Origin of the sequence: Candidatus Methanosphaera massiliense (assembly GCF_028890305.1) — an archaeon.
Classification (GTDB): Archaea; Methanobacteriota; Methanobacteria; order Methanobacteriales; family Methanobacteriaceae; genus Methanosphaera; species Methanosphaera massiliense.
The window spans coordinates 490,896-514,924 of record NZ_JARBXM010000001.1 but is presented as its reverse complement, the minus strand read 5'-3'; the positions used below and the strand labels follow the sequence as shown (position 1 = coordinate 514,924).

Below are 24,029 nucleotides of genomic sequence, written 5' to 3'. Positions count from 1 at the left end.
ATATAATTACATTAAATAACTTTACTAATTTTCTTAATCAAATTATTATTATAAAATTTTTAATAGTCTGTTTTATATATATTAAATCTATGGAAACAATAAAAATAGTTCTAAATGATATTGATTATGTAACACGTAATGACAAGCCAATAATACGATTATTTGGTATAAATCCAGAAACAGAAGAAAATGTCATTGCAGTGGACACTACCTTCAAGCCATATCTCTATGTATTACCATATGACTTTGACATATGCCTAGAAGATTTAAGAGAAATGGGCCTTGATGATTTAGAAGTAGAAACAAAGATAGACATAGGAACAGAGAGCGAATTCATAAAAGTAATACTTACCCATCCACAGGAAGTTCCAAAACTAAGAGATTCAATACGAGATTTACCATCTGTAAAACAAATAAGAGAATATGACATTCCATTCTACAGAAGATACCTCATAGATAAACAAATAACACCAACAAATATAATAGAACTACATGGAGAAACAATAGACTCAATATTATATAGTGAAGAACTAAAAATAGATGAAGACGTTACTTTATTTAAAATGATGGAAAATCCAATAGATACACACAAAACAAATAAACGTAACAAAATTTTAAGCTTTGACATAGAAGTATATAATGCCGAAGGAATGCCAACTGCAGAAAATGACCCTATCATCATGATGAGTTTATGTGGAAATAATGGTCTTAAAAAAGTATTATCCACTAAAAAGTCAGATAAAAGCTTTGTTGAAACATTATCTTCCGAAAAAGACATGCTTAAAAGATTTGTAGAAATCATTAAAGAAGAAAATCCCGACATGCTAGTAGGATATAATTCAGATAACTTTGACTTACCTTACATAAAAAAGAGAGCAGAAAAATTAAATATAAAATTAGATTTAGGTGTAGATGGCAGTGGGATAAAATTCATGAAACGTGGATTTAACAATGCAGGAGTGATAAAGGGAAGAGTACATGTAGATTTATATCTTCTTGTTAGACGTAACATGCGTCTTGAAAGATATACTCTAGAACGTGTTTATGAGGAACTATTTGATGAGAAAAAGATTGATGTTCCAGGTGACCAGATATACCAGTACTGGGATTCAGATGATGAACGATTAGAAGAATTATTTGACTACTCAATGGATGATGCTGTTACAACAACCATGATTGGAGATAAACTAACACCGCTTACTGTTGCACAAACACGTCTAGTAGGACAACCTTTATTTGACATAGCACGTATGACTACAGGACAAATGGTGGAATGGTATTTAATGCTAAAGGCATATGAGAAGAATAATATTATTCCTAATAAGCCAGATACGGACGAGTATTCTCAGAGAAGAAAATCAAATAAGGTTATTGGAGGTTATGTAAAAGAGCCTGAGAAGGGTTTATTTGAGCATATTGCGTACCTTGATTTCAAAAGTCTATATCCTTCCATAATCATAGCTCAGAACATATCCCCTGATACAATCACAGATGGTGAGAATATGGATGAATCAGAATATTACACATGTCCTGAGAATGGTTATAAATTTTTAAAAGAACCTAAAGGATTTATTCCTTCAATTATTGGTTATATTCTCGATGAAAGACAAAGGATTAAAAAATTAATGAAAGAGGAAAAGGTTCCTGAACAAAAAAGGGCATATGACTTTGAACAACAAGGTCTTAAAAGATTAGCTAACTCCATGTTTGGTGCATATGGTTACTCAAGGTTCAGATGGTATAAAATAGAGTGTGCAGCAGCAATTACAGCATGGGGGAGAGAGTATATTAGAAATGCTATGAAAAAAGCTGAAGAATATGATTTTAAACCAATATATGCAGATACCGATGGATTCTATGCCACATATATTGGTGACTTAAATGAGGAATAATTTATTGTTATAAAACATTATAAATTAAAAAATACAAAAATAAACATAATAAAGATAATAGGTATTATTTTATGAAACTTAGTCCACTTCAAATGTTAGTTTTAATAGTAATTTTAATAGGAGTAGCTTATGGTACCTACTCAGCTACTATGGATCAGCTACCTGATTTATCAGGTACTGTTGTAGGTAACACTACTTCTGTTGCTGATACAGCTAATCAAACAATAGTAGGTTCAGTATATATACATGATGAAAATAACAATACATCTAACATGTCAGTTGTAATAACAAATAATACTAAAATCTATAAGGAAACAAAGGACAATAAACAGGTAGAATGTAAGATGGATAACATTACTAATGGTTGTAAGATTGATGTATATACTATTGGTGATGCAACAAATACTATTCCACCACAGATTACTGCTGAGAGAATTGTCATTAAGAATAAAAAGTAATATTCTTATCCTCTTTTTTTTTTATTTAATTATTTTATATCTAATTCTCAACTATTAATATAAAAGTTTATATACTAGTTTTTAAATAAATAATATCATTCCTAAATTTCGTTAAAAACTTAGCACTATAAATACACATAAGTGGGGTTATAGTGTAACCAGGCATCATCTGGGACTCCAGTTGTCTTTGAAGAAAGCGCGCATGCTGAGGCATACCTATGATGACCAATTGGAGTGCTGAGACAAGAGAAATCCTAGGATCTGGGTTCAAATCCCAGTGACCCCATTATAATTTTATCAAAATAGACTATTTTTTTACAATGATTAATTATTCATTATCTAATTTATTACATGCTAATTTTATCTAAAAAAGTGGATTATTTAGGGAGTTTAATTAATATTTTTCATTCACGTGTTTTTCAATCTGTTTCATTATAGTTATTGCATATATACCTGCACCATATCCATTATCAATATTCATTGTTGCTATTCCAGGGGCACATGATTGTAACATTGAAAATAATGCTAAAAATCCTTTTTCTCCAACACCATAACCTGTTGATGTTGGCACTGCTATAATTGGTATATTTACAAGTCCTGCTACTACAGATGGTAATGCACCTTCCATGCCTGCTACAGTTATGATTACATCAACTTTTTCTTCCAGAAGTAATGTTATTTTATCAATTAATCTATGTATTCCAGCTACTCCTACGTCGTATGTTCTTACCACATCATATCCTGCCTGTTTTAATGTGATTCTTGCTTCTTCTGCTACGGGTACATCTGCAGTTCCTGCTGTTATTATTCCTATTTTTCCCGGATGATGTTTTGGTTCTACTTTGTTGATAGTTAATATAGATGCTTCTTCATAATATGTTCCTTTTTCTAGAATATCTTTATTTAATTGACTTTTTATTCGATTAAATCGGTCTTTAGGTAGTCTTGTTATCATTAGCTGTTTTGAGAATTGAACATTATTGATTATATTTACAAGGTCTGCATCTGTTTTTCCTTGGGAGTAAACAGCTTCTGGAACGCCAACACGTTCTTCTCTCATAATATCAAATTTAATATTCTCTCCAACTTCCTGTGTTCGCATAATTCTAAGCTGTTCTTCTGCTTCATCAATGGAAAGCTCACCATTTAGTAATTTATTTAAAATATCTCTCATATTCCATCCCTTTATATTTAATTATCTATCCTTCTATTTAAATATTTACAATCTTTAATATTAAAATTAAATTATAATCTATATAAATACTAAATATTAAATAATTTAAAAATATTAGTATAGTTTATAAGTGGGATAAAAACATGAAAGAATATACTGCATATTTATTGGTTGATGGAATAGTACAAGGAGTAGGATTCAGACCTACAGTATATAGACTTGCTAAATTAATGAATTTAACGGGTCATGTTCGAAACATGGGAAATATTGTTGAAATAATTATACAAGGAACCTATGACGACATTAAATTATTTGTTGACGAACTACAAGAATATAAACCTGTACGTTCTGAGATAAACAATATAGATGTAGAAATAAAAGGAGAAGTAACACCTGAAACAAAATATGATGATTTCACAATAAAAGAGAGTAGTGATAAAATATCAGGATCTGCAGTTATTCCACCAGACATTAGTATATGTGATGAATGCTTAAATGAAATACTAGACATAAATAATAGGCATTATTACTATCCATTCACAGCTTGTACTAATTGTGGACCAAGATTTACTGTAATAGATAAAGTACCCTATGACAGAAAAAATACTACAATGGATGATTTTCCATTATGTACTCATTGTGAAGAAGAATATACTAATCCCCTTGACAGACGATATCATGCAGAAGCTACATGTTGCCCAGAATGCGGACCCCAAGTATTTCTATACAAGGATGGGGTAATACAATCTAAAGACCCTATAAGAGATGCAAGTAGATTAATTGATGAGGGAAAAATACTTGCAATAAAAGGTATAGGTGGAACTCATCTTGTATGTAAAACATCAACTGATGAGGCAATACTAAATTTAAGGGAAAGATTAGGCCGAAAAACACAACCATTTGCATGTATGACGCCAGATACAAAGACAGCATCATTATTTGTAGAATTTAATGATAAAGAAAAAGAAGTACTAGAATCCGTAGCAAGACCAATAGTCATATTAAATAAATCACGTGATTATGAGCTATCCGAAGCTCTTTCCCCAGGATTACATAATCAGGGAGTAATGTTACCATATACAGGATTACATCATCTATTATTCAAATATACATTAGAGCCGGCATATGTCATGACATCTGCAAACATGCCTGGAAATCCTATGTTAATAAATAATAAGGAAATAATAGAAAAATTAGATGAAATAGCAGACTACTATTTACTACATGATAGGAAAATATTAAATCGTTGTGATGATAGTGTAGTAAGATTCAGAAATAATCGTCCTGGATTTATCAGAAGATCAAGAGGATATGTGCCTAAGCCATTTGACTTCTCAAATATAAATACAACCCATAATATATTAGCAGTAGGACCGGAACTAGATGTAACATTCTCCATACTAAAGGAAGGTAAATGTTATCCATCACAGCATATTGGAAACACATCTAAAATAAAAACAATAGAATTCATGCAAGATGCAATAAAACATTTAATAAAACTTACAAGAACAGATAATATTGATTATGTAGTTGCAGATATGCATCCAGAGTTTAACACAACAAAACTAGCAAGACAACTAAGTGAAGAATATGATGCAGAACTAGTACAAGTACAACATCATCATGCACATGCATCTAGCTTAATGGCCGAGCATAATCTAGATGAAATGGTTGTAATAGCAGCAGATGGTGTAGGTTATGGTGAAGATGGTACAATATGGGGTGGTGAAGTATTATATCTTAATAATACCGGACATTATAAAAATGTAGGTGGCTTAAAAACACAGCCAATGCCTGGAGGAGATTTAAGTACAAAATATCCTATAAGAATGGCCATGGGGATACTATACACAATAATGGATAAAGAAGAATTACGTGACCTGATGAAGAATGAATACTCAGAATACTTTAAATATGGTGATAAAGAAGTAGACATGGTTCTAAAACAATTAGACAATGACTTTAACACATCACGTACTAGTAGTATGGGCCGTGTACTTGATAGTATAAGTGTACTATTAGGTATTAGTAAAAATAGAGGCTATGAAGGTGAATGTTCTATGAAATTAGAATCTGTTGCAAGAGAGGGGTTTGATTTACTTGTAATGGAATTAGAACCAACCCTAGAAAATAATAGATTAGTAATTGATACAAGTAAACTACTACTTGATGTTGTACATCTAATAAAAGGTGGCGTGGGTATTGATGAAATAGCATGTGCATCTGAAAGAGCACTTGCAGAAGCACTAGCAGATATAGCAATAATAACAGCAAGAGATAAAAAAGTCAATGTTATAGGAGGTACAGGTGGTGTCTTCTATAATGAGTTCATATCTGAAGTTGTTAAGAAAAAAGTAGAAGATGAAGGATTAACCTTCGTTCAACACGAAAAAACATGTGCTGGAGATGGTAGTGTTTCAATGGGTCAATGTGCCATTGTTGGATGGAGATTAAGTGATAACTAAAGTTAATTACTTTTATTTATCTTTTTTTTTAAATTAATCTATCTTTTGTAAAGAATTTATTTACTTTTTTAACCTTTTTAGATTTTGCTAGTATTGTAAGAATATCACCCTTTTCTAAGATAATATTATTTTGAGCTATTAGTTCTCTATCACCCTTAGTACATAACATTATAATATAATCATCAGCAGGACTAATTGCTCCAATCTCTTTTCCAATAGCTTTATTTGATTTTACTGGAACCTTTATTATCTCATATTGTTCTTTTCCACCATTATTTATTGTCTGTGATTTTGGTTCTACAATGTGTTTCTGAATATCAATACACGCTGTTAATTCAGGGCTTACTACTTCATTTAATCCTAATTTTTTAAACATTTTAATATGAGAAGGATTTGCAGTTCTTGCAATAATTTTTTTAAGATTATAATTCTGAGATAAAATACCTATAAGCAGGTTAACTTCATCAATACTTGTTGCTGCTACTATTATATCTGCATCAGCTATTCCTGCCTGTTCTAGTACTGCTTTGTTAGTGGCATCACCCTTAATTATATTTACATCATCATATTTGTCTTCTATATCTTTCAATATTTTTCTATTATTTTCTATTACAGTAATATTATATCGGGCTTTTCTTTTTAGTAGTCCAATTAGGCGTATGCATACCCTTTTTCCTCCAACAATAATAATATTATCTGCCATGTAGTCCCTCTCTATTTATATCAAATATTGTATAGATATCCTTTTATATTTTGATATACTTAAATAATTCTTATAATTTTATTAAATATTAGAAATATATAATATATTAAAATACTTATTCTCTATGTAATTGTTTTATTTTGATAATAATTTATATGGGGAATTTATAAAAGGAGATAGTATGGATTATAAAAAAGTCTTTGGATTATTGTCAGTTGGTATTGTAATATTAGTTGCAATGATTCTTTTCATTGGTCCAGGTGAAGTATTAAATGCTTTGCAAACAGCTGATATGAAATATGTATTACTAGCTATAATAATTCAATTCATTATAATGACTCTGTGGAATGTAAAATGGGGTATCATAGTATCTGGATTGGATATATCCTATAAAAAACTACCATTGTTTGCAATGTTACTTGTAGGATTAGCAGTGAACAATTTAACACCTAGTGGTCGGGGTGGTGGAGAACCAGTTAGAGCTTATTTATTAAGTAAGAGTTCTGGTGCTGGTTTTAGAAAGACATTCGCCACGGTAATGAGTGATAAATTATTTGATACATTTCCATTTTTAACATTGGCTATTATTGCAATGATTTACTTAATATTCACGCTACATTTAAGCCAAACAATGGTTATTACATTAATTGCTGTTATAATTCTCTTTGTAATATTACTAGGATTTATACTGTACATATGCTTTAATGAAGAATTAGGTCTTAGAACTGTAGCATGGATTTTTAGGCAATTAAACAGGTTCATGTCTCGTGATTTAACAAAATATGAATCAAAATCAAAATCTGCAATGAGAGGATTCCAGACTAGTTTAAAATACCTTATGAAAGATCGTAAAGTCTTCTTCCAAGCACTAATCATAGCATTTATTGTATGGATTTTGGAGATATTACGTGTTTATGTTGTATTTTTAGCATTTGGAGTCCAAGTATCATTTGGTATGATTGCCTCAGTATTCCTACTTTCAACATTAGTTGGTATGATTCCAGCATTACCTGGAGGTATAGGAGCAGTTGATGGTATAATGATTCTAGTATATTCTATGGCAGGAGTACCATCATCCATATCCACAGCAGTAACACTAGTAGAAAGACTAATCTCATACTGGATGGTATCAGGACTAGGATTACTAGTACTTCCATACTTTGGAACAGGAGTATTAGACAAAGTAGACTTGGACGAATAATATTCCCCCAGACTAGATATTAATAAGGATATCTAGTCTATAATTTTATTTAAACTATTTTTATTAACATTTTAGAGGATTGATTAATTATGAATTCACCAATAATTGAAGATACATATGCAGAAGCATTTAAAACAAAAGCATCATATTTATTAATAACAGCAGCAACAAGAAAATTAGCATATCGTGCTGCAGTAGAAGCAACTGGTTTTGCAACATCATTCATTGGATGTCCTGCAGAAGCAGGAATAGATCAATACGTTCCACCAGAAAAAACGCCAGATAACAGACCTGGATACTCTATAATCATATGTCAAAACAAGACAGAAAAAGTAGAAGAACAATTACTAGAAAGAGTGGGACAATGTGTACTAACAGCAGCAACAACAGCAGTGTTTAACCTATTACCAGAAGCTGAAAAACAAACAAATCTAGGATTTAAGCTAGCATTCTTTGCAGATGGATACCAGGAAAAAATAACAAAATACGGAAAAGACATGTATAAAATTCCAGTAATGTCTGGAGATTTCTTAATAGAAGAAAACTTCGGAATAGTAGATGCTGTTGCAGGAGGAAACCTATTTATCATGGCAAAAACACAACAATCAGCATTAATTGCTGCAGAAGCTGCTGTAAATGCAATACGTGAAATATCTGGAGTAATAACACCATTTCCTGGAGGTATTGTAGCATCAGGTTCTAAAGTAGGATCTAAAAAATATAAATTTATGAATGCTACTACAAACGAACAATATTGTCCAACACTTAAAGATAAAATAGAAGATTCCAAACTACCTGAAGATACAAATGGTGTGTATGAATTAGTATTTGATGGTTTAACAGAAGAAAATGTAATTAAAGCAACAAAAGCTGCTGTAAATGCAATAAAAACAATACCTGATGTTCAGAAAATATCTGCAGGTAACTATGGTGGAAATCTTGGAAAATATAAAATAAATCTATTAGAATAGACTAGTCAAAGATACTTTACAAAATAATAGGATGGGTGATAAAATGAAGGAAGTATTAACACCATTAGAAATGAGAGCAGTTGATAAAAATACTGAATACAATAATATACCTACATTGGTATTAATGGAGAATGCTGGTGCAAGTATAGCTCATTATATAGTAAATAAATATCCTGATAAGAAAAAAATATCAATCTACTCTGGAAAAGGTGGTAATGGCGGTGATGGATTTGTAATAGCAAGACATCTCCTAAATTATGGATATCATATTCACTTATATCTATTAACAAGACCTGAAAACATAAATAACAATGATTCAAAGATTAACTGGGAATCAATAAAAATAATATCAGAAACCAATAAGAATTTAAAGGTTTATAAAATAACTGATTCAACACAGTTAAAACCAGATAATTCTGATATAATAATTGATGCGATTCTAGGAACAGGAGTTAATGGTAAAATTAGACAGCCAACGGCAAAGGCTATTGATACTATTAATTATTCTCCAGCTATAAGAATATCAGTTGATGTACCATCTGGACTTGACCCTGAAACAGGAGCTGTACATGATAAATCAGTTATAGCACATGAAACATTAACCTTACATAAAGCTAAGACAGGATTATTATCTGCAGAGGAGAAGTATGTGGGTCATGTTGAAGTATTAGATATCGGTATACCAAGAGTTTCAGAGGAATATGTTGGTGAAGGTGATTTATTAAAATTAAGTACTCCCAGGGTTAATTCACATAAAGGTGAGAATGGGTCCGTACTAATTATTGGATCTAACCCTGATTACATTGGAGCTGTAATTTTTGCAGCACAAGCTTGTACTTCCCAATCAATAGATCTTATATATATTGTGGCTCCAGAGTCCTCTGCTAATCTGATTAAACAATATAATCCAGAATTCATTGTTAGAAGTGTTCCTGGAAACGTGTTATCAATGAATGGATATGAGGTTATAGAACCATTAATTAGTAAAGTTGATTCTATATTAATTGGTTCAGGTGCTGGATTAGATGATAAGACTCGTGAATTATTTAATCATATATTATGTAAAACTGATAAGCCAGTTATCATTGATGCAGATGCATTAAAATTAGTTGATCGTGAAAATATTAAAAAAGGAAATGTTATTGTAACACCCCATGCTTTTGAGTTTAAAAAATTTTTCGACTGTGAATTACCAGATAAATTTGATGATAGGATTGACATGGTTTGTAAGTTAGCAAAAGAATATAATACAATTATTCTTTTGAAGGGTGTTGTTGATATTATTGCTTCTCCTGATGATTATAAATTGAATCGTACTGGTAATCAGGGTATGACTGTTGGTGGAACAGGTGATATTCTCGCTGGCTTAACAACCGCAATATCTACAAAAAATAGTTTATTTGAGGCAGCTTATATAGCCTGTTTTATACTAGGAGTTGCAGGTGATAAAGCACTTGATAATTATGGATTTAATTATTCATCTAATGATATTTTAAAATTAATATAGTGATTTAATATAACACTATATCAAGTATAATATTACTAGTAGTATTGTTCCAAAGATACCTCCGAATCCCGATACTAGTATTGTTAGTAAAGTTATTGGGATACTAATTCCAGGTATGAAATTAACTAAAATTAATAAAATCCATCCCATAAATAGGTGGAATATAATCTTAATTAATATGCTTCCTATTTTAAGTAATGCATATAGTACTGGTATTGCAATAAGGATTAATAGGATTAATGTTATCATTTCTATTATCATGGGTTATCAATACCTCCTTATTATTCTTTTCTTATTATTTTATTTAAATAATTATATAGAATATCCCTATTTTTATAATAAATTTTTTTTCATAGAAAAAATTAAAGATTTGTTAAAATTAATTAATAACTGGAATTCATCAATTAACCAATAATTGTCTATTTTAAATTAGTATACTTATTATCCTATCTAAAATTATGTGAATAGTGACAGTTTACTAAAAAAATTCCGTAGGATAGACAAATGTTAACTCATAAATTTAACAATAAGAATAATTAAAAACGTAAAATACTTATTTTTATAATATTTTATGGATTTAGCTAATTATCGGAAATAATATGAATTTTCGTGAACCTAAATTAATTATTTCATTGTTATATTTAGTAAATCAATATTCTTATATTCTACTTTTAATATAACTATGAATAATTAAGATTTAATAAAAAAAATAGGGGTGTCTAATTTAACTTCATTAAAATATATTGTTTTCAATTCTTTAATAGGCGAAATAGCTATTGTATGGAATAATAAAGATAAACTTCTTAAACAGATTATTCTTCCCGATGTTAACACTGGGAAATTTAATTATGGTAAAATAGATTATCATGGAGTATTATCTGAAACAGATCCTGATGATTATATCATGGAAGTCATGTCTGATGTTAAGGAAATTATTATGGGCAAGGATATTCATTTTGATTATAGTCATTTGGATTTTTCTATTCTCACGGATTTTCAGAGAATTGTTTTGTTAAAACAAAAGGATATCCCACATGGAAGGGTAACTAGTTATAAGAAATTAGCTGAGTTAATAGATAAACCTAAAAGTGCAAGACCAGTTGCTAATGTTTTATCTTCAAATCCATTTCCGATAGTTATTCCTTGTCACAGAACAGTTCGTTCTGATTGGACTATTGGTGGGTATGTAGGTATGAATGATGGATTATATAAGCGATTAATATTAGAAAATGAGGGAGTTCAGTTTGAGAAGGATGTTGTGCAGAAAAAGTATCGTTTTCCTTCTGAGGATTTAAGTATTCCCTCCTTATAATTTTTTTTAATTAATTTTATTATAAGTTATAACTTTTAAGTTATAAGTTAATAAGATATAACATATAATTAGTATTATAGTAGGAACTGATTTTCACAGAAAAATTTTTCAAAACAAAAAAAAAACTTAAAGGAGGTTATTAAGAATATAATTCATAAAATTATATTTCTTCATCTTCATCTAATGCTACTCTCATTGTGTCAGAGTCTTGTGGCATATATCTGAGGAAATCTTCTGCTGCTCTTCTTACATCAGAAGAACCAATAATGTATCTACCTGCAATTATAATATTAGCACCATTATCTAGAGCTGTGTTAACTTTCTCAGGTGTTACACCACCAGCAACAGCAATTAAACCGCGTTTACCAAGTTTAGCTTTAATTTCTTTAATGTTTCCCCATTCGGATTGTTGTTCATTATCATTATCATTCATTGTTTCAGAGTCAATATTTCTATGTAATAAAACTATGTTAGGTTTTAATTCAAGTTGTTCAAGTTTAGCAGGAATATCCTGTACATTCATCATATCAAGTATGGAGTAAATTCCTTGTTTTGAACATTCATGTATAGCTTTTTCTATAGATTCATTTGTTCCAAGACCAGAGATAGCTACAGCATCAGCTGTTTCATCTGCTGCCATTTTAACTTCTACTCTTCCAACATCTAAAGTTTTAAGATCAGCAATAATGAAAGCACCAGGACGTTCTTCTCTTATTTTACTAATAATATCTACACCGAATTTTTTAACAAGAGGTGTACCTGCTTCAATAAGAATTCTTTCACGTTTTGGTAAATCTCTAATTATGCTACGCATTTTATCTTCATTATCTAAATCTAATGCTACTTGTAGATATGGTGGATTCCATAATTTCATTGCTTTGAATCCCATAATTGGATGTGTTCCTCTATCTTTTTCTGCTAATACTTTGTCTATTGATGGATATTTATCAAATGCACGTTTAATTGCTAATTTGGTAGCACCATAGTTGTATTGGTAAATTTTACGATAATCCTTAGCTGAAGGATCAATGAATACATTTACCATTATAACAATATCTTCTACCATGTTTTTAGGTATTATTTCTTCTTCTACAGCATCAGCAACTGCACGTCCTACTGCTGTTTGTGCAGGACCAAATATTTTATTTGCATCTTCTAAGTTTTGTATTGTTACTTTAGGTACAATAAGTGTTGCAGGTTTCACTGGTAAGTTTGGTCTTATAACAGCTAATAATGGTGTGTGTCCTACAGACATACTTGCCATGTTTGTTGCGTAAGCAGTTCCTACTGGACCTTTCTTATCACCTACAATAAGGTCGATATGTGCTAATTCAGGTCCGTCTCCGATTAAAGCTTCTCCTATTTCATACATTAATTATTTCTCCGTTTATATTTGATTATTAATCCTTTTATCTTTTAAGATGTTGGATTCAAAAACAGTCTTATAGATTTTCTATTATAATAATATTTCTGTTTTAATTAATTATTATATTATACGATTACTAATACTAATATTATTTAAATAAATATATCAATTAAATATTTACTTAACTATAATAAGAGTATTAACTATAATTAAATCCTAAATGAAGGTGAGAAATAATGAAAATTGATACACACATTCACAGTAAATACTCTAAGGATTCAATCACGCCTTTAGAAGACATAATCAAGTATAGTCAGAAAATAGGTTTAAATGCAATAGCAATAACAGATCATGATGAAATAGAAGGTACATGGGCAGTAAGAAAACTAGAACATGAAGGATTACTACTAATTCCTGGAGAAGAAGTTAGTAGTACTAAGGGACATATTGTAGCATTAGGAATAACAGATTATATAAAACCACTACAGACTCCAGCAGAAACAATAGACCAGATTCATGATAATGCAGGAATAGCAATAGCAGCACATCCCTACTGTTATTATAGAAGTGGTCTTGGGGACATAGTACAATCATTAGATATCGATGCAATGGAAACAAAGAATTCAAGATTTATATTTGGAGTATCTAATTATTTAAGTAAGAAAGTTTCTGAAAAAAATAACGTTCCACCAATTGGAGCAAGTGATGCACATTTTATTAAAGGAATAGGCCGATGCTACACGGAAATACCAGAAGCAGATGATGTAGATACAATATTAAAATACATAAAAAAAGGAAAATCCACGGCTCATGGTGAAAGAACACCAATGAATCTTATAATTAAAGAAGTAATTAGAAAAAAAGGTCATAGAACCAAACCAAAAACAGAATAAAAAAAAGTTATAAAAAGAAAATTTATTCTTTTAAATCTTCTTCAGTAGGAGCAAAATATTTATTACCAATAATACTTGGAATTATAGCACTTAAAACTAGCACTCCTGTTAGAATACTATAAACATGAGATGAAATTATATTATTATTAAGTCCATAGGATGCTGCTACTAATCCAAAGGTTAACCCCGTACTCATAACCATTGTAATATACATATGATACTTACTTAAACTTGTTTTAACAATTGTATATACTCCAATAAATTTTCCTATTTGACGTACTACAAATATTAATAAGAACACACCTAATGCTCCAAGTATAACTGGAATTGATACTTTTGATCCATTAACTATGAAAAATATTGGTGTAATAACAGTAAATGCTACTGTCTGTAATCTTTTAAGCATATTATTTTTGTTGGTATGGCTGAATGGTTTAGAAAGTATAGCTCCTAGTATGAATACTGGAAGTAATGCCTGTCCACAACCAAGAGTTGCAAAGAATATTAATAATACAAGTAATAGGAATATGTATTTAAGTTCTAACTGGTTACTTGTCATACTAAATGTTTGACTTTCAAATAAAATATCTGAGTATTTATATGAGAATACAAGTATAATTACAGATGCTATTACAAATACTAATGTTTCTATGGTAGGTTTCATGAATAAAGCACTTAATGCAAATGCCGTACAAATGTTTGTAACAAATGTAGATCCCATGAGTATTGTTCCTATCTTTTTACCAGATAACTCTTTATCAAGAATAATGGAATAAACAATTGCAATAGAAGTCTCTGATAATGCAGTAGCAACTAGTAATGATGATGTAAGAGGCCATAATAACATATATTCACATACAATAAATACGAGTACAAATGATATTAGAAATGATGCAACACCAATCATTAAACATTCTTTTAAATTATCTTTCATTAACTTTGGATTAACTTCTGTACCAGCAAGGAATGTTAATACCATACCTCCAATACTAGCAACATAAATCATCCAACTTTCAGGTTCTAACAATCCTAAATTTCCTGCAATAATACCAAGTATAATTTCAACAATAGATATGGAAATACTCCACTTAATTGAAATGACACTAGCTAAAACAATAAGGACTGCTAGTACTACAGGATAAATATCACTAATCAATTAAAAATCTCCTTTTATTTAATAAATAATTAAAGAATAATAAAAGTAGTATGCATACAAAATAAATCAAATAAAAAAAATATCGTGATTCCTTTTTTTCCATGATTAATAGATGATCATAGGCAAAATACAATTTATTACCTTTAATAAAAAATAGAAGTCATCATCCAGTAATCACTGGCGGTTAAATAGGTGGAACCTCATCACCTTTCAATTAATAATATATTTGTTTTTGGTGATATTTATTTTTTTTGAAAAAATAATAAGAGAGTTATTTCTCATAATATTTTAACACAAACACATGTTTATTAATGATTTTTCTCCCTGAAAATACTTCTCTATAATGACTTGAACGAGTATCAATAAGAATAACTTCACTACTGTCATCAGAGAATGTGTACTCATAATGGGTATTTGAGGAGATAATTTCATTTACAAAATGTAATGTATCCTTATTTGTATTATTATTATCTAACTCTCTAGATAATATTTCTAACAAATAGCCATCTTCATAAGGAGTATCTGATAATGTGTTAAGAATATCTAAAGGTTTTTCAGAATCCTGCATATTCATATAATAATGGCTATTTTCTTCAAAAATATACATACTTAATATAATAATCATTAAGAGAATTATTACACCAAAAATTAAATCATAAATTAATAATTGACCACTTTCATTCATATTTATCTTCAATATATTTTACAAGCCTATTTTTTTTATCAATAGCCTCTTTTGCAGATTTATCAATAATTTTTTTGTTTTCTTCAAAGTCTGTTTCATTAATCGTTTCAATAATCTTTTTAATAGGAGTATAAGCTGCTTCTCTAAACTTAGGCGTGAGTAATTCAACCTCGCCATTAGAATCTTCAATATATGTTTTACCAGTACCAGTAACTTCTCCGATAATTCCTACTCTAATATTAGTCTCTTCTAATAGCTGTGTTATACTAGATACGCATTTTGGTGATACAATTATCATCAATGAATCAATAGATACACCTAAAGGGTCAATATCTAAGTCGTTAAGCATAGAATATACCTTCGGATTTATTAACTCATTTATTTTCTCACGATATAAATGAATTCCTAAGCCTGTGGTTTTGTTTATCTCATTTGAATCTCCATTTATACCACCATTTGTAATATCGGTCATTGCATGAATATCTTCCTGTTTATCATAATTATTTAATAATTTGGATGCTTTAACAAATTGTACATTCAATGTTTCTTTTATTACTTCAGGATAATTGTTATAGATAGATGTTGTGGTAATGGTTCCTCCACCGGAACCCTCTGTCATTAAAATAACATCTCCTTCATGGGCTTCACTTCTTGCCTTAGGTATATTATTTGATGAACCTACTGCTCCTACTGCTCCTACTAATCTATTTCCTAAAACCATATCTCCACCAACACGTAGGGTACTTCCGGATACTAATGGTACACCAGTAAGTTCACTTACTGCACATATTCCTGCAGTATAATCAAATATTTTACCTATATCACCATCATCTGCTAGGTGTATGTCACTAATCAGTGCTACAGGAGTTGCTCCCATTACACATACGTCTCTTAATGTAGCTCTTGCTGTGTGAAAACCTGCTAAGAAGGGGTAATCACTTAATCTGGAATGTATTCCATCAATAGCTGTTGTTATATAATATGTGTCCTCTACTTTTACAACGCCACCGTCATCCTGTGCTGTTGGATTTACTATTGATTCAGTTTCAGTGTTTTTTATTATTTTTGCTATTTTACTATGTACATAGAAGTCTCCTTGTCCCCGTGATCCTACTCCAAATTCGCCCATTCCAATGTTTGTTTTAGGATATTGTAGTAAATCACCTAGTGCATCTTGGTTTAATTGTTCTGTTGTATTCACTTCATCATATATTGTTTTACTTAATTTTTCTGCTTGTTGAGGAGTTATGTCTTTGTAGTATTGTATTATCTTTGAAAGTTTTTCTATTGTTTCTTTTTTGTCTTTTTTATTTCTCAGACTTGTTTTTGTGTATTCTTCTATGTCCATTATAATCACTAAAATTATTACTTTTTAATAAAAGTATGATAATTATTTTTGTGATAACTTATACATACCTATTATCATATTATATTTTTAATACTATATCAAAAAATAGAAAAAGAAAATGTTTGGATAGGTTGGTGAAAATATTAATAGAATTATTCAATCTGATTCACGAATTTCTGTAAAATGTTAAGTCCACTAGGACCACTTTTCTCGGGGTGGAATTGTAATGCGAATACATTATCTTTACCAATTGCCACTGGAATCTTACCACCGTAATCTGTATAAGCTGTTATAATATCTTTATCTTCCGGGTCTATGTAATAAGAGTGTACAAAATACATGTATTCATTATCAGCATCAGATAATAAACTAGTATTATTATTAGCAGTATCATTTACTCTAATTCTATTCCAGCCCATGTGTGGTATCTTATAACCTTTTGGTAAATCAAATCGTTTAACTGTTCCTTTAAATATGTTTAAACCCTGTGCTTCAGGACTTTCCTCACTATTAGAGAATAACATATGTAATCCAAGACAAATTCCTAATAATGGTTTACCCTCATCAATATGTGAATAGATAATATCTTCATATTTGGATAAGTTATCCATCACAGCTCCGAATGCGCCTACTCCTGGTAATATGATAGCATCTGAATTTTTTAAATCATTCTTATCAGCTGAAACATTTACCTTAACGCCTATATGCTTAAAACCGTTATAAATACTTCTGATATTTCCACTACCATAATCTATAATTGTTATATTACTAATAATAATACACGCTCCATATTAAATAAATTTAGAAAAAAAAGTTTATTCCCCTAGGAAGGGGTTAATTTTTTTAGGATTAGAATCTATAAGATATTATCTTGTACCTGTTGGTGTTCTTGAATCATAAAAATCTTTGATTCTAATAGTATCATCAAGATCTGGTGTTGATACTTCATGTAATACCGTGTTTTCTATTGCCACTATTGTGTGTGGTGTTTTAGGTTCAATTCTTACAGTATCCTTAGCTCCAAAGTATTCTTTTTTATCTTCAAATTCTATGTATCCTTTTCCACTTACAATATACATTGTTTCGTCCTTATTTGGATGATAATGGAAACTGGTTTGATAACCTTCTTTTATGAATAATTCTTTTGTAAGATATTTTTCAGTATAGATAAGTACTTTTTCATATCCCCATGGTTTATCTATTCTATTGGAATATTCTTTTTGTACTTGTTGTAATTCTTTGCTTGTGTCAACAGCCATCCAAAATAGGCCATTTTCTTTGTAATATCCTAGTTTTTTATCTTTAGCTAATTCAGGGAATATTGTTTTTTCGATATCTCCACTTTTATAAGATCCGAAATCTAATTTACCTTTAGAGAAGTATATTCCTCCATTAATATAGTAGTCTAGTAATGGTTTTTCTTTAAAGGATACAATTTTGTCTCCACTGAGTTCTACAATACCATAAGGTGAGGTCATCTGTGTTACAAATATTGTAAAGTCATATGGTGATTTTTCACCGTCTTCTATCATTTTCTTAATACTTAAATCTGCAACAACATCTCCATTTCTGATTACACATTGAGTATCATCATCTATATGTTCCATACCTAATCTTATAGCATTAAGGGTTCCGAGAGGTTGTTCTTCTTTAACATATTCTATTTCTACACCCATGTATTCGTCGCCATATCGTTCCTCTATTTTTTCTCCAAGGAATCCTGTTAATAATATTACTTTTTTCACGCCTGCGCTTTTAAAGTCAAATATCTGTTTGTCTAGGATGGTGTAGTTTTCTTTTAATTCTACTAATGGTTTTGGTATGGTTTCGGTTACAGGTCTTAGTCTCTTACCGAATCCACCACATAGAATCATTCCCACTGTATCATTCATTTGGATCACTCTGTTTTTTATAATTAATTTTTTTGATATCTATTAATCGATTAATAATTATTCAGTTTAGTAATTTAAATTATTTTTTTTATAATAAATAAATTTTAGTACATATTTAATTTTAACTCAATTTTCATTTTTCATGTTTTAGTAAATATTTTAATCTAATTAAATCATAAATAATTATATTAGAAAAATGGTGCAGGAATAGTTTAGTCAATATAAGTAGTATGGATATAAACCATATTTTTTGATAAGTGATGTTACATGAATGAGTATAAAGTATCTGTTATTGTCCCAGTGTATAATGATGAATTATACCTAAGTAATTGTCTGGAATCTCTTATTAATCAGAGCTTAAAAGATATAGAAATAATCTGTATTAATGATGGTTCTAGTGATAATTCTCTAAGTATACTAGAGGACTATTCTGATAAAGATGATAGAATTAGTTACTATTCACAGGCAAATAAGGGGCCAGGTGCTGCTAGAAATAAGGGAATAGAAAAAGCAAAAGGAGATTACATTGCCTTTGTTGATGCTGATGACTGGCTGGATTTAAATGCATTAGAAAAACTATATAATCAGAGTATTAAAAATGATTCGGACATGGTGTTATTTAATGCTATAGAACATTTTCCTAATAAAAACAATGAAAGAATATATCCTGTATCAGATGATGAGGATATTGATTATTCTGACTTTTCATTCAATTACAAATATAATAAAAAATTAGTTATGAATAGTTATCTGATAGTATGTACTAAATTACATAAACATAGTTTTATAGTTGAAAATAATCTTAAATTCACGGATAAAGGCTATTTTGAGGATGTTTTCTTTCACATAAAATCCATGATAGTTGCACAGAGAATATCTTATTTACCAGAGTGTCTATATCATTATAGAAGAGAATATAATAAATCCAGGCAAGTACATTCAAGAAACACAGAAGCAAGCTTCACGATATTTAATTTATTTGATGAGATAGCTAATCTGCTAGAAGAACAAAACCTTACAGAAACATTACGTATTAATTTCATACAATTTAAGATTACAGAGTTAGAGAACATCTATTCATATATTGATGAAACTATTAAGGAAGACTTATTTAACAGAATACATGATGAATTCGTAGAAATGAATCTATCAGATGAAGACTTAGACCAATTACCTTCAAGTAATATAATCTTTTATAAAGATGTATACTCATCAGATACACTAAGTAGATATAATCTAAAATTAGTAACCCACTCATTTAAGAATACATTGAAATATCTTATTTCTAAATTATCATTTAATAGTTCTGTATTCGATGAAAAACAGGTTATATATGAAAATGATATTCTGTCAGGTATATTCAATACTTTCACTGAAGATAATTTAAATTATGATGAATTACTTGATTTAATTAGTGAGAAATGGTTTAGAAATTATTATAATAATATAGATCAATCTTATAATGCATCTCTTTCACAATTAGTTAAAAGAAATGTTTATGACTTGGCTATTATGGATGATGAATCTAAACTAAAATATGAGAATGTAGTATATAAAACCATGATTGATGATGTAATTGAATCCGATGTTAATATCAAAGGATATTATAGTATTTTAAAGCATGGCTTATTTGATGAAGAATATTATAGAACAGTCTATAATTATAACTTAGATATTCCTCCATTACTACATTACATATACATAGGTTACCTGGAGGGTAAAGATCCAGGAGCAGAGTTCGACGCTGATTTCTATCAATTAGTTAATAAGAATGCTAGGAAGTCCAAGCTTAATCCACTAGTATACTTTGAATTAATTGGTACAAAGGAGGGTATTATTAAAATAAATGATACATTATGGCAACCATCAGCTATTAATCGTATTGAACTTAGAGATACAGTTATGAATTTTAATGGCATCGGAATTGAGGAAGATAATAAAAGAGATATGAGAATCATTGTCTCATTAACCTCATATCCAAAGAGGATGGATGATGTATGTTATACATTATACTCTCTTTTAAATCAAAATTTAAAGCCTGATAAGATTGTATTATGGTTATCTGAAAAAGCATATTCAGAAGGTATTCCAAGTGTTCCTGATAAGGTGTTAAAGTTTAGACAAAATGGTGTAACAATTAAATTTTGTGAAGATATCAAGTCATACAAGAAATTGATTCCAGCACTTAGAGAATATTCTGATGATATTATAGTTACTGCTGATGATGATATATATTATCCTCCAGAGTGGCTAGAATCATTATATTTTAGTCATAAAAAATATCCAAGGGATGTTATGACACACAGGGCTAGAAAAATTATTTGTGAAGATGGAATAATTAGTAAATATGAGGAATGGCCTCTTATTAAACAGGAAGAAGAGAGCAGTTACTTTAATTTCTTCACATCGGGGGGTGGTGTTTTATTCCCACCTAATTCTCTTGATTCAAGGATAATGAATATGGAATTAGCTGAAGCTATTTGTCCATTTGCTGATGACTTATGGTTTTGGGCTATGACTGTTTTAAATAAAACAAAAATCCACGTTGTGGGAAATAATATTCATAGAATTACCTATGTTAATCCTGCTAGAGATATTGTATTTAATAAGGATACATTATGGTGCTATAATCAGGAACATAATGACGAACAGTTAGATAAAGTATTAGAGATGTTTCCTGAAATCAGGGAGATATTGGAAGATAATAAAGAAAGGGAATAGTATTCGGTGATTAATTTATGAAAGTATGTCCTGTATGTGATTGTATTAATGATGATGATGCTCAATACTGTAAGGCCTGTGGTTGTCAATTAATGGTTGATGGTAGTAATTATCATTTTGACGTGTCTTATCTTCAAAATCGTTCTGTTGTTGTAGGATATATTTTAGCTATATTATTTGGTTGGGGTGGTGTTATTTTATCATTGCTATCAACTATTAATAATTCATTATTGTTCATGGGATTCTTTGGTTTAATTTTCCCATTTGATTTAATTAGAGCTGATGATCCTAGTGTTAGAAAGCATGGTTATATACAGTTAATTATCTGCGTGACGGGTGTTATTGTTCAGTCTGTTACTCTTCTTTCTTTTCTAGGTGGATTATAAATCATTTACTTCTAACACTTTTATGATTTCTTTTTCTTGTTTTTTATAATTTTCATTATATAATAAAATAAATAATAATTTTACATAAATTTATATATATTACTAAACAATATTTATTATTATACAGCTTATTATGAAAACAAAAGAATATATAGCATATAGTTTGATAGGTCTTATGAAAACAAAAGATTTTGAAACTATAACAATTAAAGAAATAACAGAAAATGCACATGTAAATAGATCAACTTATTATAGAAACTTCAAATCAAAAGAAGATATTTTGAAATTTCAATTAAGAAAGATAACTGAAGAATACATAAATAAGTTTGAATCAGTTGAAGAAAAAACAGAAAAAAATCATATCTACACAATACTAAACACTTATAATGAACATAGAGTGTTCTTTTTAACCATACAAGAATCAAGACAATTATACATTATGCAGCAAGTTTACTTAGATTATCTACAAGATAATATACCTGTAATATCATCCAAAGAGGAATTATATAAATTATATCATAATATAGGTGGGATCTATAACTTTATAATATGTTGGATTGAAAATGGTATGGATGAAAATCTTGAAGAATTAACAGAATTATATTTGAATATAATATCAGATAAGGGACAGGGACAATTATATTCTTCTTTGATTACATGATGTTATATGGTTATTTGAATATATTTATAGTTTAAAGAACTATTTCTTAAGATAATTATTTCCAAATTAACTAGTTATATTAAAGAGTAGGGTAACAAGATGCTAATTAGACTATACTTTATTATTTATCATGTATTTTTGAGATTACCTTTTAAATAGTATTTGTTTTAAATATAATTATATATCTATGTGATGACAAAAGTAATACTAACTTATTATGGGGATAATACTTTAGTATTGTCATTGTTGTTAATAATACAATAACTAAAACTTAATAATGGATAATATTAATTAATTATAATTTTAATTAATATTATTCTATATTTAACAACTATTTCTAAATTAAAAATAAAAAAAGAGTTTTTTTGGTGTAATATTGATAAATTATTAGTTTTATTTCTATTTTTAGTATTCAAGGATTCCTTCGGTTAACTGATTATTTGAGCTTAACTGCCATCCAATGTCAAAATCAATTTGTATTCTATTATTTTCAAGATAAACTTCTACAGCACTGCATCCAGCATATAATCTGTAATAATTAGGATTATCCATATCTTGGAAGATTTCAACTTCTAATCCGCTAGATTTTTCCATTAGTTCTGCAAGTTCATCAACTAAGTTATCAATCAGTTCAGAAGTTATTTCTTTTGTATAATACTTTTCTAGTTTTTTAATTTCATTTTTGTTAATCGTTATCATAATTACACCCACACCTATTTAAGTTATTATTTATACTCTTATGCTTTTTTATTATATAAAGATGCTTTATTTTAGCTGTAACTAAATTTTTATCCAGGTATTTTTACATAAACCTAATATGATAATTCAAAACATAAAAACGAGTAATTGTATTTTTTTTAATAAACAGTAATATTAAATTGTAAAAAAAGAGAATAGTTCAAGATGATTTTTAATAGATTATTCATATCTAATAACTAGTCGGGACCATTCTGGATGTTTATTAATAAAATCTTGAACAATAAAAGGAAAGCCATAATTTACTAGGCTAAACATGTATTTATCATAGCTTTCAGCGGGAGTAATGTCACTAACATAGAAATCATCTAATTTCTTTTTATTAGAATTACTAAAGAAAGGAACTATGGGAATGCACTCAGAAGGATGTTTTAATTGATATGTTAATAATTTTTCTTCAATTTCTTTAAAATAGCTGATATTGAATATAACTCCTTGAAAGGCTTGTTCTATAATCTCTGTCATAGTATCACAAAAAAAGA

22 protein-coding genes, 1 tRNA gene and 1 riboswitch are annotated in these 24,029 nt (G+C 29.2%); of the genes, 12 read left to right on the top strand and 11 right to left on the bottom strand.

Going from position 1 to position 24,029, the window contains the following annotated elements; genetic code table 11:
* Positions 1-89: 89 nt before the first annotated feature.
* From OTK55_RS02525 to OTK55_RS02515, 3 genes are all read left to right on the top strand, one after another.
* Positions 90-1,892, top strand: a complete 1,803-nt coding sequence (locus OTK55_RS02525; protein ID WP_274870405.1) for a DNA-directed DNA polymerase — start codon at positions 90-92, stop codon at positions 1,890-1,892.
* 71 nt (positions 1,893-1,963) lie between these two features.
* A complete protein-coding gene (locus tag OTK55_RS02520) occupies positions 1,964-2,350 on the top strand; it encodes a hypothetical protein (RefSeq protein WP_274870403.1) in 387 nt (128 codons plus the stop codon).
* Positions 2,351-2,493: 143 nt separating this feature from the next.
* Positions 2,494-2,636, top strand: a tRNA-Trp gene (locus tag OTK55_RS02515).
* A 108-nt stretch (positions 2,637-2,744) separates the two neighbouring features.
* On the opposite strand, the gene larB is transcribed toward OTK55_RS02515, so the two are convergent.
* A complete protein-coding gene (gene larB, locus OTK55_RS02510) occupies positions 2,745-3,524 on the bottom strand; it encodes a nickel pincer cofactor biosynthesis protein LarB (protein WP_274870401.1) in 780 nt (259 codons plus the stop codon).
* Positions 3,525-3,667: 143 nt separating this feature from the next.
* On the opposite strand from larB, the gene hypF reads away from it, so the two are divergent.
* Positions 3,668-5,989, top strand: a complete 2,322-nt coding sequence (hypF, locus tag OTK55_RS02505; protein WP_274870400.1) for a carbamoyltransferase HypF — start codon at positions 3,668-3,670, stop codon at positions 5,987-5,989.
* A gap of 28 nt (positions 5,990-6,017) precedes the next feature.
* Here hypF and OTK55_RS02500 read toward each other — a convergent pair whose 3' ends face one another.
* On the bottom strand, positions 6,018-6,692 hold the full coding sequence (locus tag OTK55_RS02500; protein WP_274870399.1) for a potassium channel family protein: 675 nt from the start codon (positions 6,690-6,692) through the stop codon (positions 6,018-6,020).
* Positions 6,693-6,873: 181 nt separating this feature from the next.
* On the opposite strand from OTK55_RS02500, the gene OTK55_RS02495 reads away from it, so the two are divergent.
* From OTK55_RS02495 to OTK55_RS02485, 3 genes are all read left to right on the top strand, one after another.
* The gene (locus OTK55_RS02495) at positions 6,874-7,893 is read left to right on the top strand and encodes a UPF0104 family protein (RefSeq protein ID WP_274870398.1); all 1,020 of its coding nucleotides are present in this window, start codon (positions 6,874-6,876) and stop codon (positions 7,891-7,893) included.
* Positions 7,894-7,982: 89 nt separating this feature from the next.
* Positions 7,983-8,864 (top strand): formylmethanofuran--tetrahydromethanopterin N-formyltransferase, encoded by an 882-nt coding sequence (gene fhcD / locus OTK55_RS02490; RefSeq protein ID WP_274870397.1) that lies wholly within the window; start codon positions 7,983-7,985, stop codon positions 8,862-8,864.
* 43 nt (positions 8,865-8,907) lie between these two features.
* Positions 8,908-10,371 (top strand): NAD(P)H-hydrate dehydratase, encoded by a 1,464-nt coding sequence (locus OTK55_RS02485; protein ID WP_274870395.1) that lies wholly within the window; start codon positions 8,908-8,910, stop codon positions 10,369-10,371.
* A gap of 15 nt (positions 10,372-10,386) precedes the next feature.
* On the opposite strand, the gene OTK55_RS02480 is transcribed toward OTK55_RS02485, so the two are convergent.
* On the bottom strand, positions 10,387-10,632 hold the full coding sequence (locus tag OTK55_RS02480; RefSeq protein WP_274870393.1) for a pro-sigmaK processing inhibitor BofA family protein: 246 nt from the start codon (positions 10,630-10,632) through the stop codon (positions 10,387-10,389).
* Positions 10,633-11,086: 454 nt separating this feature from the next.
* On the opposite strand from OTK55_RS02480, the gene OTK55_RS02475 reads away from it, so the two are divergent.
* A complete protein-coding gene (locus tag OTK55_RS02475; protein WP_274870391.1) occupies positions 11,087-11,683 on the top strand; it encodes a methylated-DNA--[protein]-cysteine S-methyltransferase in 597 nt (198 codons plus the stop codon).
* A gap of 160 nt (positions 11,684-11,843) precedes the next feature.
* Here OTK55_RS02475 and OTK55_RS02470 read toward each other — a convergent pair whose 3' ends face one another.
* The gene (locus OTK55_RS02470) at positions 11,844-13,055 is read right to left on the bottom strand and encodes a bifunctional 5,6,7,8-tetrahydromethanopterin hydro-lyase/3-hexulose-6-phosphate synthase (protein WP_274870390.1); all 1,212 of its coding nucleotides are present in this window, start codon (positions 13,053-13,055) and stop codon (positions 11,844-11,846) included.
* A gap of 230 nt (positions 13,056-13,285) precedes the next feature.
* Here OTK55_RS02470 and OTK55_RS02465 point away from each other — a divergent pair, with 230 nt between their 5' ends.
* Entirely contained in the window at positions 13,286-13,942 is a 657-nt protein-coding gene (locus OTK55_RS02465; RefSeq protein WP_274870388.1) for a PHP domain-containing protein, read from the top strand.
* 22 nt (positions 13,943-13,964) lie between these two features.
* On the opposite strand, the gene OTK55_RS02460 is transcribed toward OTK55_RS02465, so the two are convergent.
* The 5 genes from OTK55_RS02460 to OTK55_RS02440 form a co-directional block, all read right to left on the bottom strand.
* The gene (locus OTK55_RS02460) at positions 13,965-15,098 is read right to left on the bottom strand and encodes a cation:proton antiporter (protein WP_274870386.1); all 1,134 of its coding nucleotides are present in this window, start codon (positions 15,096-15,098) and stop codon (positions 13,965-13,967) included.
* 147 nt (positions 15,099-15,245) lie between these two features.
* Positions 15,246-15,315: riboswitch (Fluoride riboswitch) on the bottom strand.
* 54 nt (positions 15,316-15,369) lie between these two features.
* On the bottom strand, positions 15,370-15,783 hold the full coding sequence (locus tag OTK55_RS02455) for a hypothetical protein (protein ID WP_274870385.1): 414 nt from the start codon (positions 15,781-15,783) through the stop codon (positions 15,370-15,372).
* On the bottom strand, positions 15,776-17,131 hold the full coding sequence (locus OTK55_RS02450) for an AIR synthase-related protein (protein WP_274870383.1): 1,356 nt from the start codon (positions 17,129-17,131) through the stop codon (positions 15,776-15,778). The genes OTK55_RS02455 and OTK55_RS02450 overlap by 8 nt, the downstream gene beginning before the upstream one ends.
* Before the next feature lie 152 nt (positions 17,132-17,283).
* On the bottom strand, positions 17,284-17,886 hold the full coding sequence (gene hisH / locus OTK55_RS02445; protein WP_326520464.1) for an imidazole glycerol phosphate synthase subunit HisH: 603 nt from the start codon (positions 17,884-17,886) through the stop codon (positions 17,284-17,286).
* 111 nt (positions 17,887-17,997) lie between these two features.
* The gene (locus tag OTK55_RS02440) at positions 17,998-19,023 is read right to left on the bottom strand and encodes a sugar phosphate nucleotidyltransferase (protein ID WP_274870381.1); all 1,026 of its coding nucleotides are present in this window, start codon (positions 19,021-19,023) and stop codon (positions 17,998-18,000) included.
* 267 nt (positions 19,024-19,290) lie between these two features.
* Here OTK55_RS02440 and OTK55_RS02435 point away from each other — a divergent pair, with 267 nt between their 5' ends.
* The 3 genes from OTK55_RS02435 to OTK55_RS02425 all read left to right on the top strand — a co-directional run bounded on the left by OTK55_RS02435 (position 19,291) and on the right by OTK55_RS02425 (position 22,791).
* Positions 19,291-21,744, top strand: a complete 2,454-nt coding sequence (locus tag OTK55_RS02435; RefSeq protein ID WP_274870380.1) for a glycosyltransferase family 2 protein — start codon at positions 19,291-19,293, stop codon at positions 21,742-21,744.
* 17 nt (positions 21,745-21,761) lie between these two features.
* Positions 21,762-22,130, top strand: a complete 369-nt coding sequence (locus tag OTK55_RS02430) for a hypothetical protein (RefSeq protein ID WP_274870378.1) — start codon at positions 21,762-21,764, stop codon at positions 22,128-22,130.
* Positions 22,131-22,263: 133 nt separating this feature from the next.
* Positions 22,264-22,791: a TetR/AcrR family transcriptional regulator gene (locus OTK55_RS02425; RefSeq protein ID WP_274870377.1), complete on the top strand. Its 528-nt coding sequence runs from the start codon at positions 22,264-22,266 to the stop codon at positions 22,789-22,791.
* A gap of 405 nt (positions 22,792-23,196) precedes the next feature.
* Here the strand turns inward: OTK55_RS02425 and OTK55_RS02420 are convergent, their stop codons facing one another.
* Together OTK55_RS02420 and OTK55_RS02415 are read right to left on the bottom strand one after the other, a co-directional pair.
* The gene (locus OTK55_RS02420; RefSeq protein WP_274870376.1) at positions 23,197-23,490 is read right to left on the bottom strand and encodes a hypothetical protein; all 294 of its coding nucleotides are present in this window, start codon (positions 23,488-23,490) and stop codon (positions 23,197-23,199) included.
* Between the two features lie 219 nt (positions 23,491-23,709).
* Positions 23,710-24,012 carry a hypothetical protein gene (locus OTK55_RS02415; RefSeq protein ID WP_274870375.1) on the bottom strand — a complete coding sequence of 101 codons (303 nt, stop codon included), beginning with the start codon at positions 24,010-24,012 and terminating at the stop codon, positions 23,710-23,712.
* Positions 24,013-24,029 lie beyond the last annotated feature (17 nt).

Coding starts and splice junctions, on each gene's coding strand:
- OTK55_RS02525 (WP_274870405.1), top strand. CDS start 90: ATGGAAACAATAAAAATAGTTCTAAATGATATTGATTATGTAACACGT.
- OTK55_RS02520 (WP_274870403.1), top strand. CDS start 1,964: ATGAAACTTAGTCCACTTCAAATGTTAGTTTTAATAGTAATTTTAATA.
- larB (WP_274870401.1), bottom strand. CDS start 3,524: ATGAGAGATATTTTAAATAAATTACTAAATGGTGAGCTTTCCATTGAT.
- hypF (WP_274870400.1), top strand. CDS start 3,668: ATGAAAGAATATACTGCATATTTATTGGTTGATGGAATAGTACAAGGA.
- OTK55_RS02500 (WP_274870399.1), bottom strand. CDS start 6,692: ATGGCAGATAATATTATTATTGTTGGAGGAAAAAGGGTATGCATACGC.
- OTK55_RS02495 (WP_274870398.1), top strand. CDS start 6,874: ATGGATTATAAAAAAGTCTTTGGATTATTGTCAGTTGGTATTGTAATA.
- fhcD (WP_274870397.1), top strand. CDS start 7,983: ATGAATTCACCAATAATTGAAGATACATATGCAGAAGCATTTAAAACA.
- OTK55_RS02485 (WP_274870395.1), top strand. CDS start 8,908: ATGAAGGAAGTATTAACACCATTAGAAATGAGAGCAGTTGATAAAAAT.
- OTK55_RS02480 (WP_274870393.1), bottom strand. CDS start 10,632: ATGATAATAGAAATGATAACATTAATCCTATTAATCCTTATTGCAATA.
- OTK55_RS02470 (WP_274870390.1), bottom strand. CDS start 13,055: ATGTATGAAATAGGAGAAGCTTTAATCGGAGACGGACCTGAATTAGCA.
- OTK55_RS02465 (WP_274870388.1), top strand. CDS start 13,286: ATGAAAATTGATACACACATTCACAGTAAATACTCTAAGGATTCAATC.
- OTK55_RS02455 (WP_274870385.1), bottom strand. CDS start 15,783: ATGAATGAAAGTGGTCAATTATTAATTTATGATTTAATTTTTGGTGTA.
- OTK55_RS02450 (WP_274870383.1), bottom strand. CDS start 17,131: ATGGACATAGAAGAATACACAAAAACAAGTCTGAGAAATAAAAAAGAC.
- OTK55_RS02440 (WP_274870381.1), bottom strand. CDS start 19,023: ATGAATGATACAGTGGGAATGATTCTATGTGGTGGATTCGGTAAGAGA.
- OTK55_RS02435 (WP_274870380.1), top strand. CDS start 19,291: ATGAATGAGTATAAAGTATCTGTTATTGTCCCAGTGTATAATGATGAA.
- OTK55_RS02430 (WP_274870378.1), top strand. CDS start 21,762: ATGAAAGTATGTCCTGTATGTGATTGTATTAATGATGATGATGCTCAA.
- OTK55_RS02425 (WP_274870377.1), top strand. CDS start 22,264: ATGAAAACAAAAGAATATATAGCATATAGTTTGATAGGTCTTATGAAA.
- OTK55_RS02420 (WP_274870376.1), bottom strand. CDS start 23,490: ATGATAACGATTAACAAAAATGAAATTAAAAAACTAGAAAAGTATTAT.
- OTK55_RS02415 (WP_274870375.1), bottom strand. CDS start 24,012: ATGACAGAGATTATAGAACAAGCCTTTCAAGGAGTTATATTCAATATC.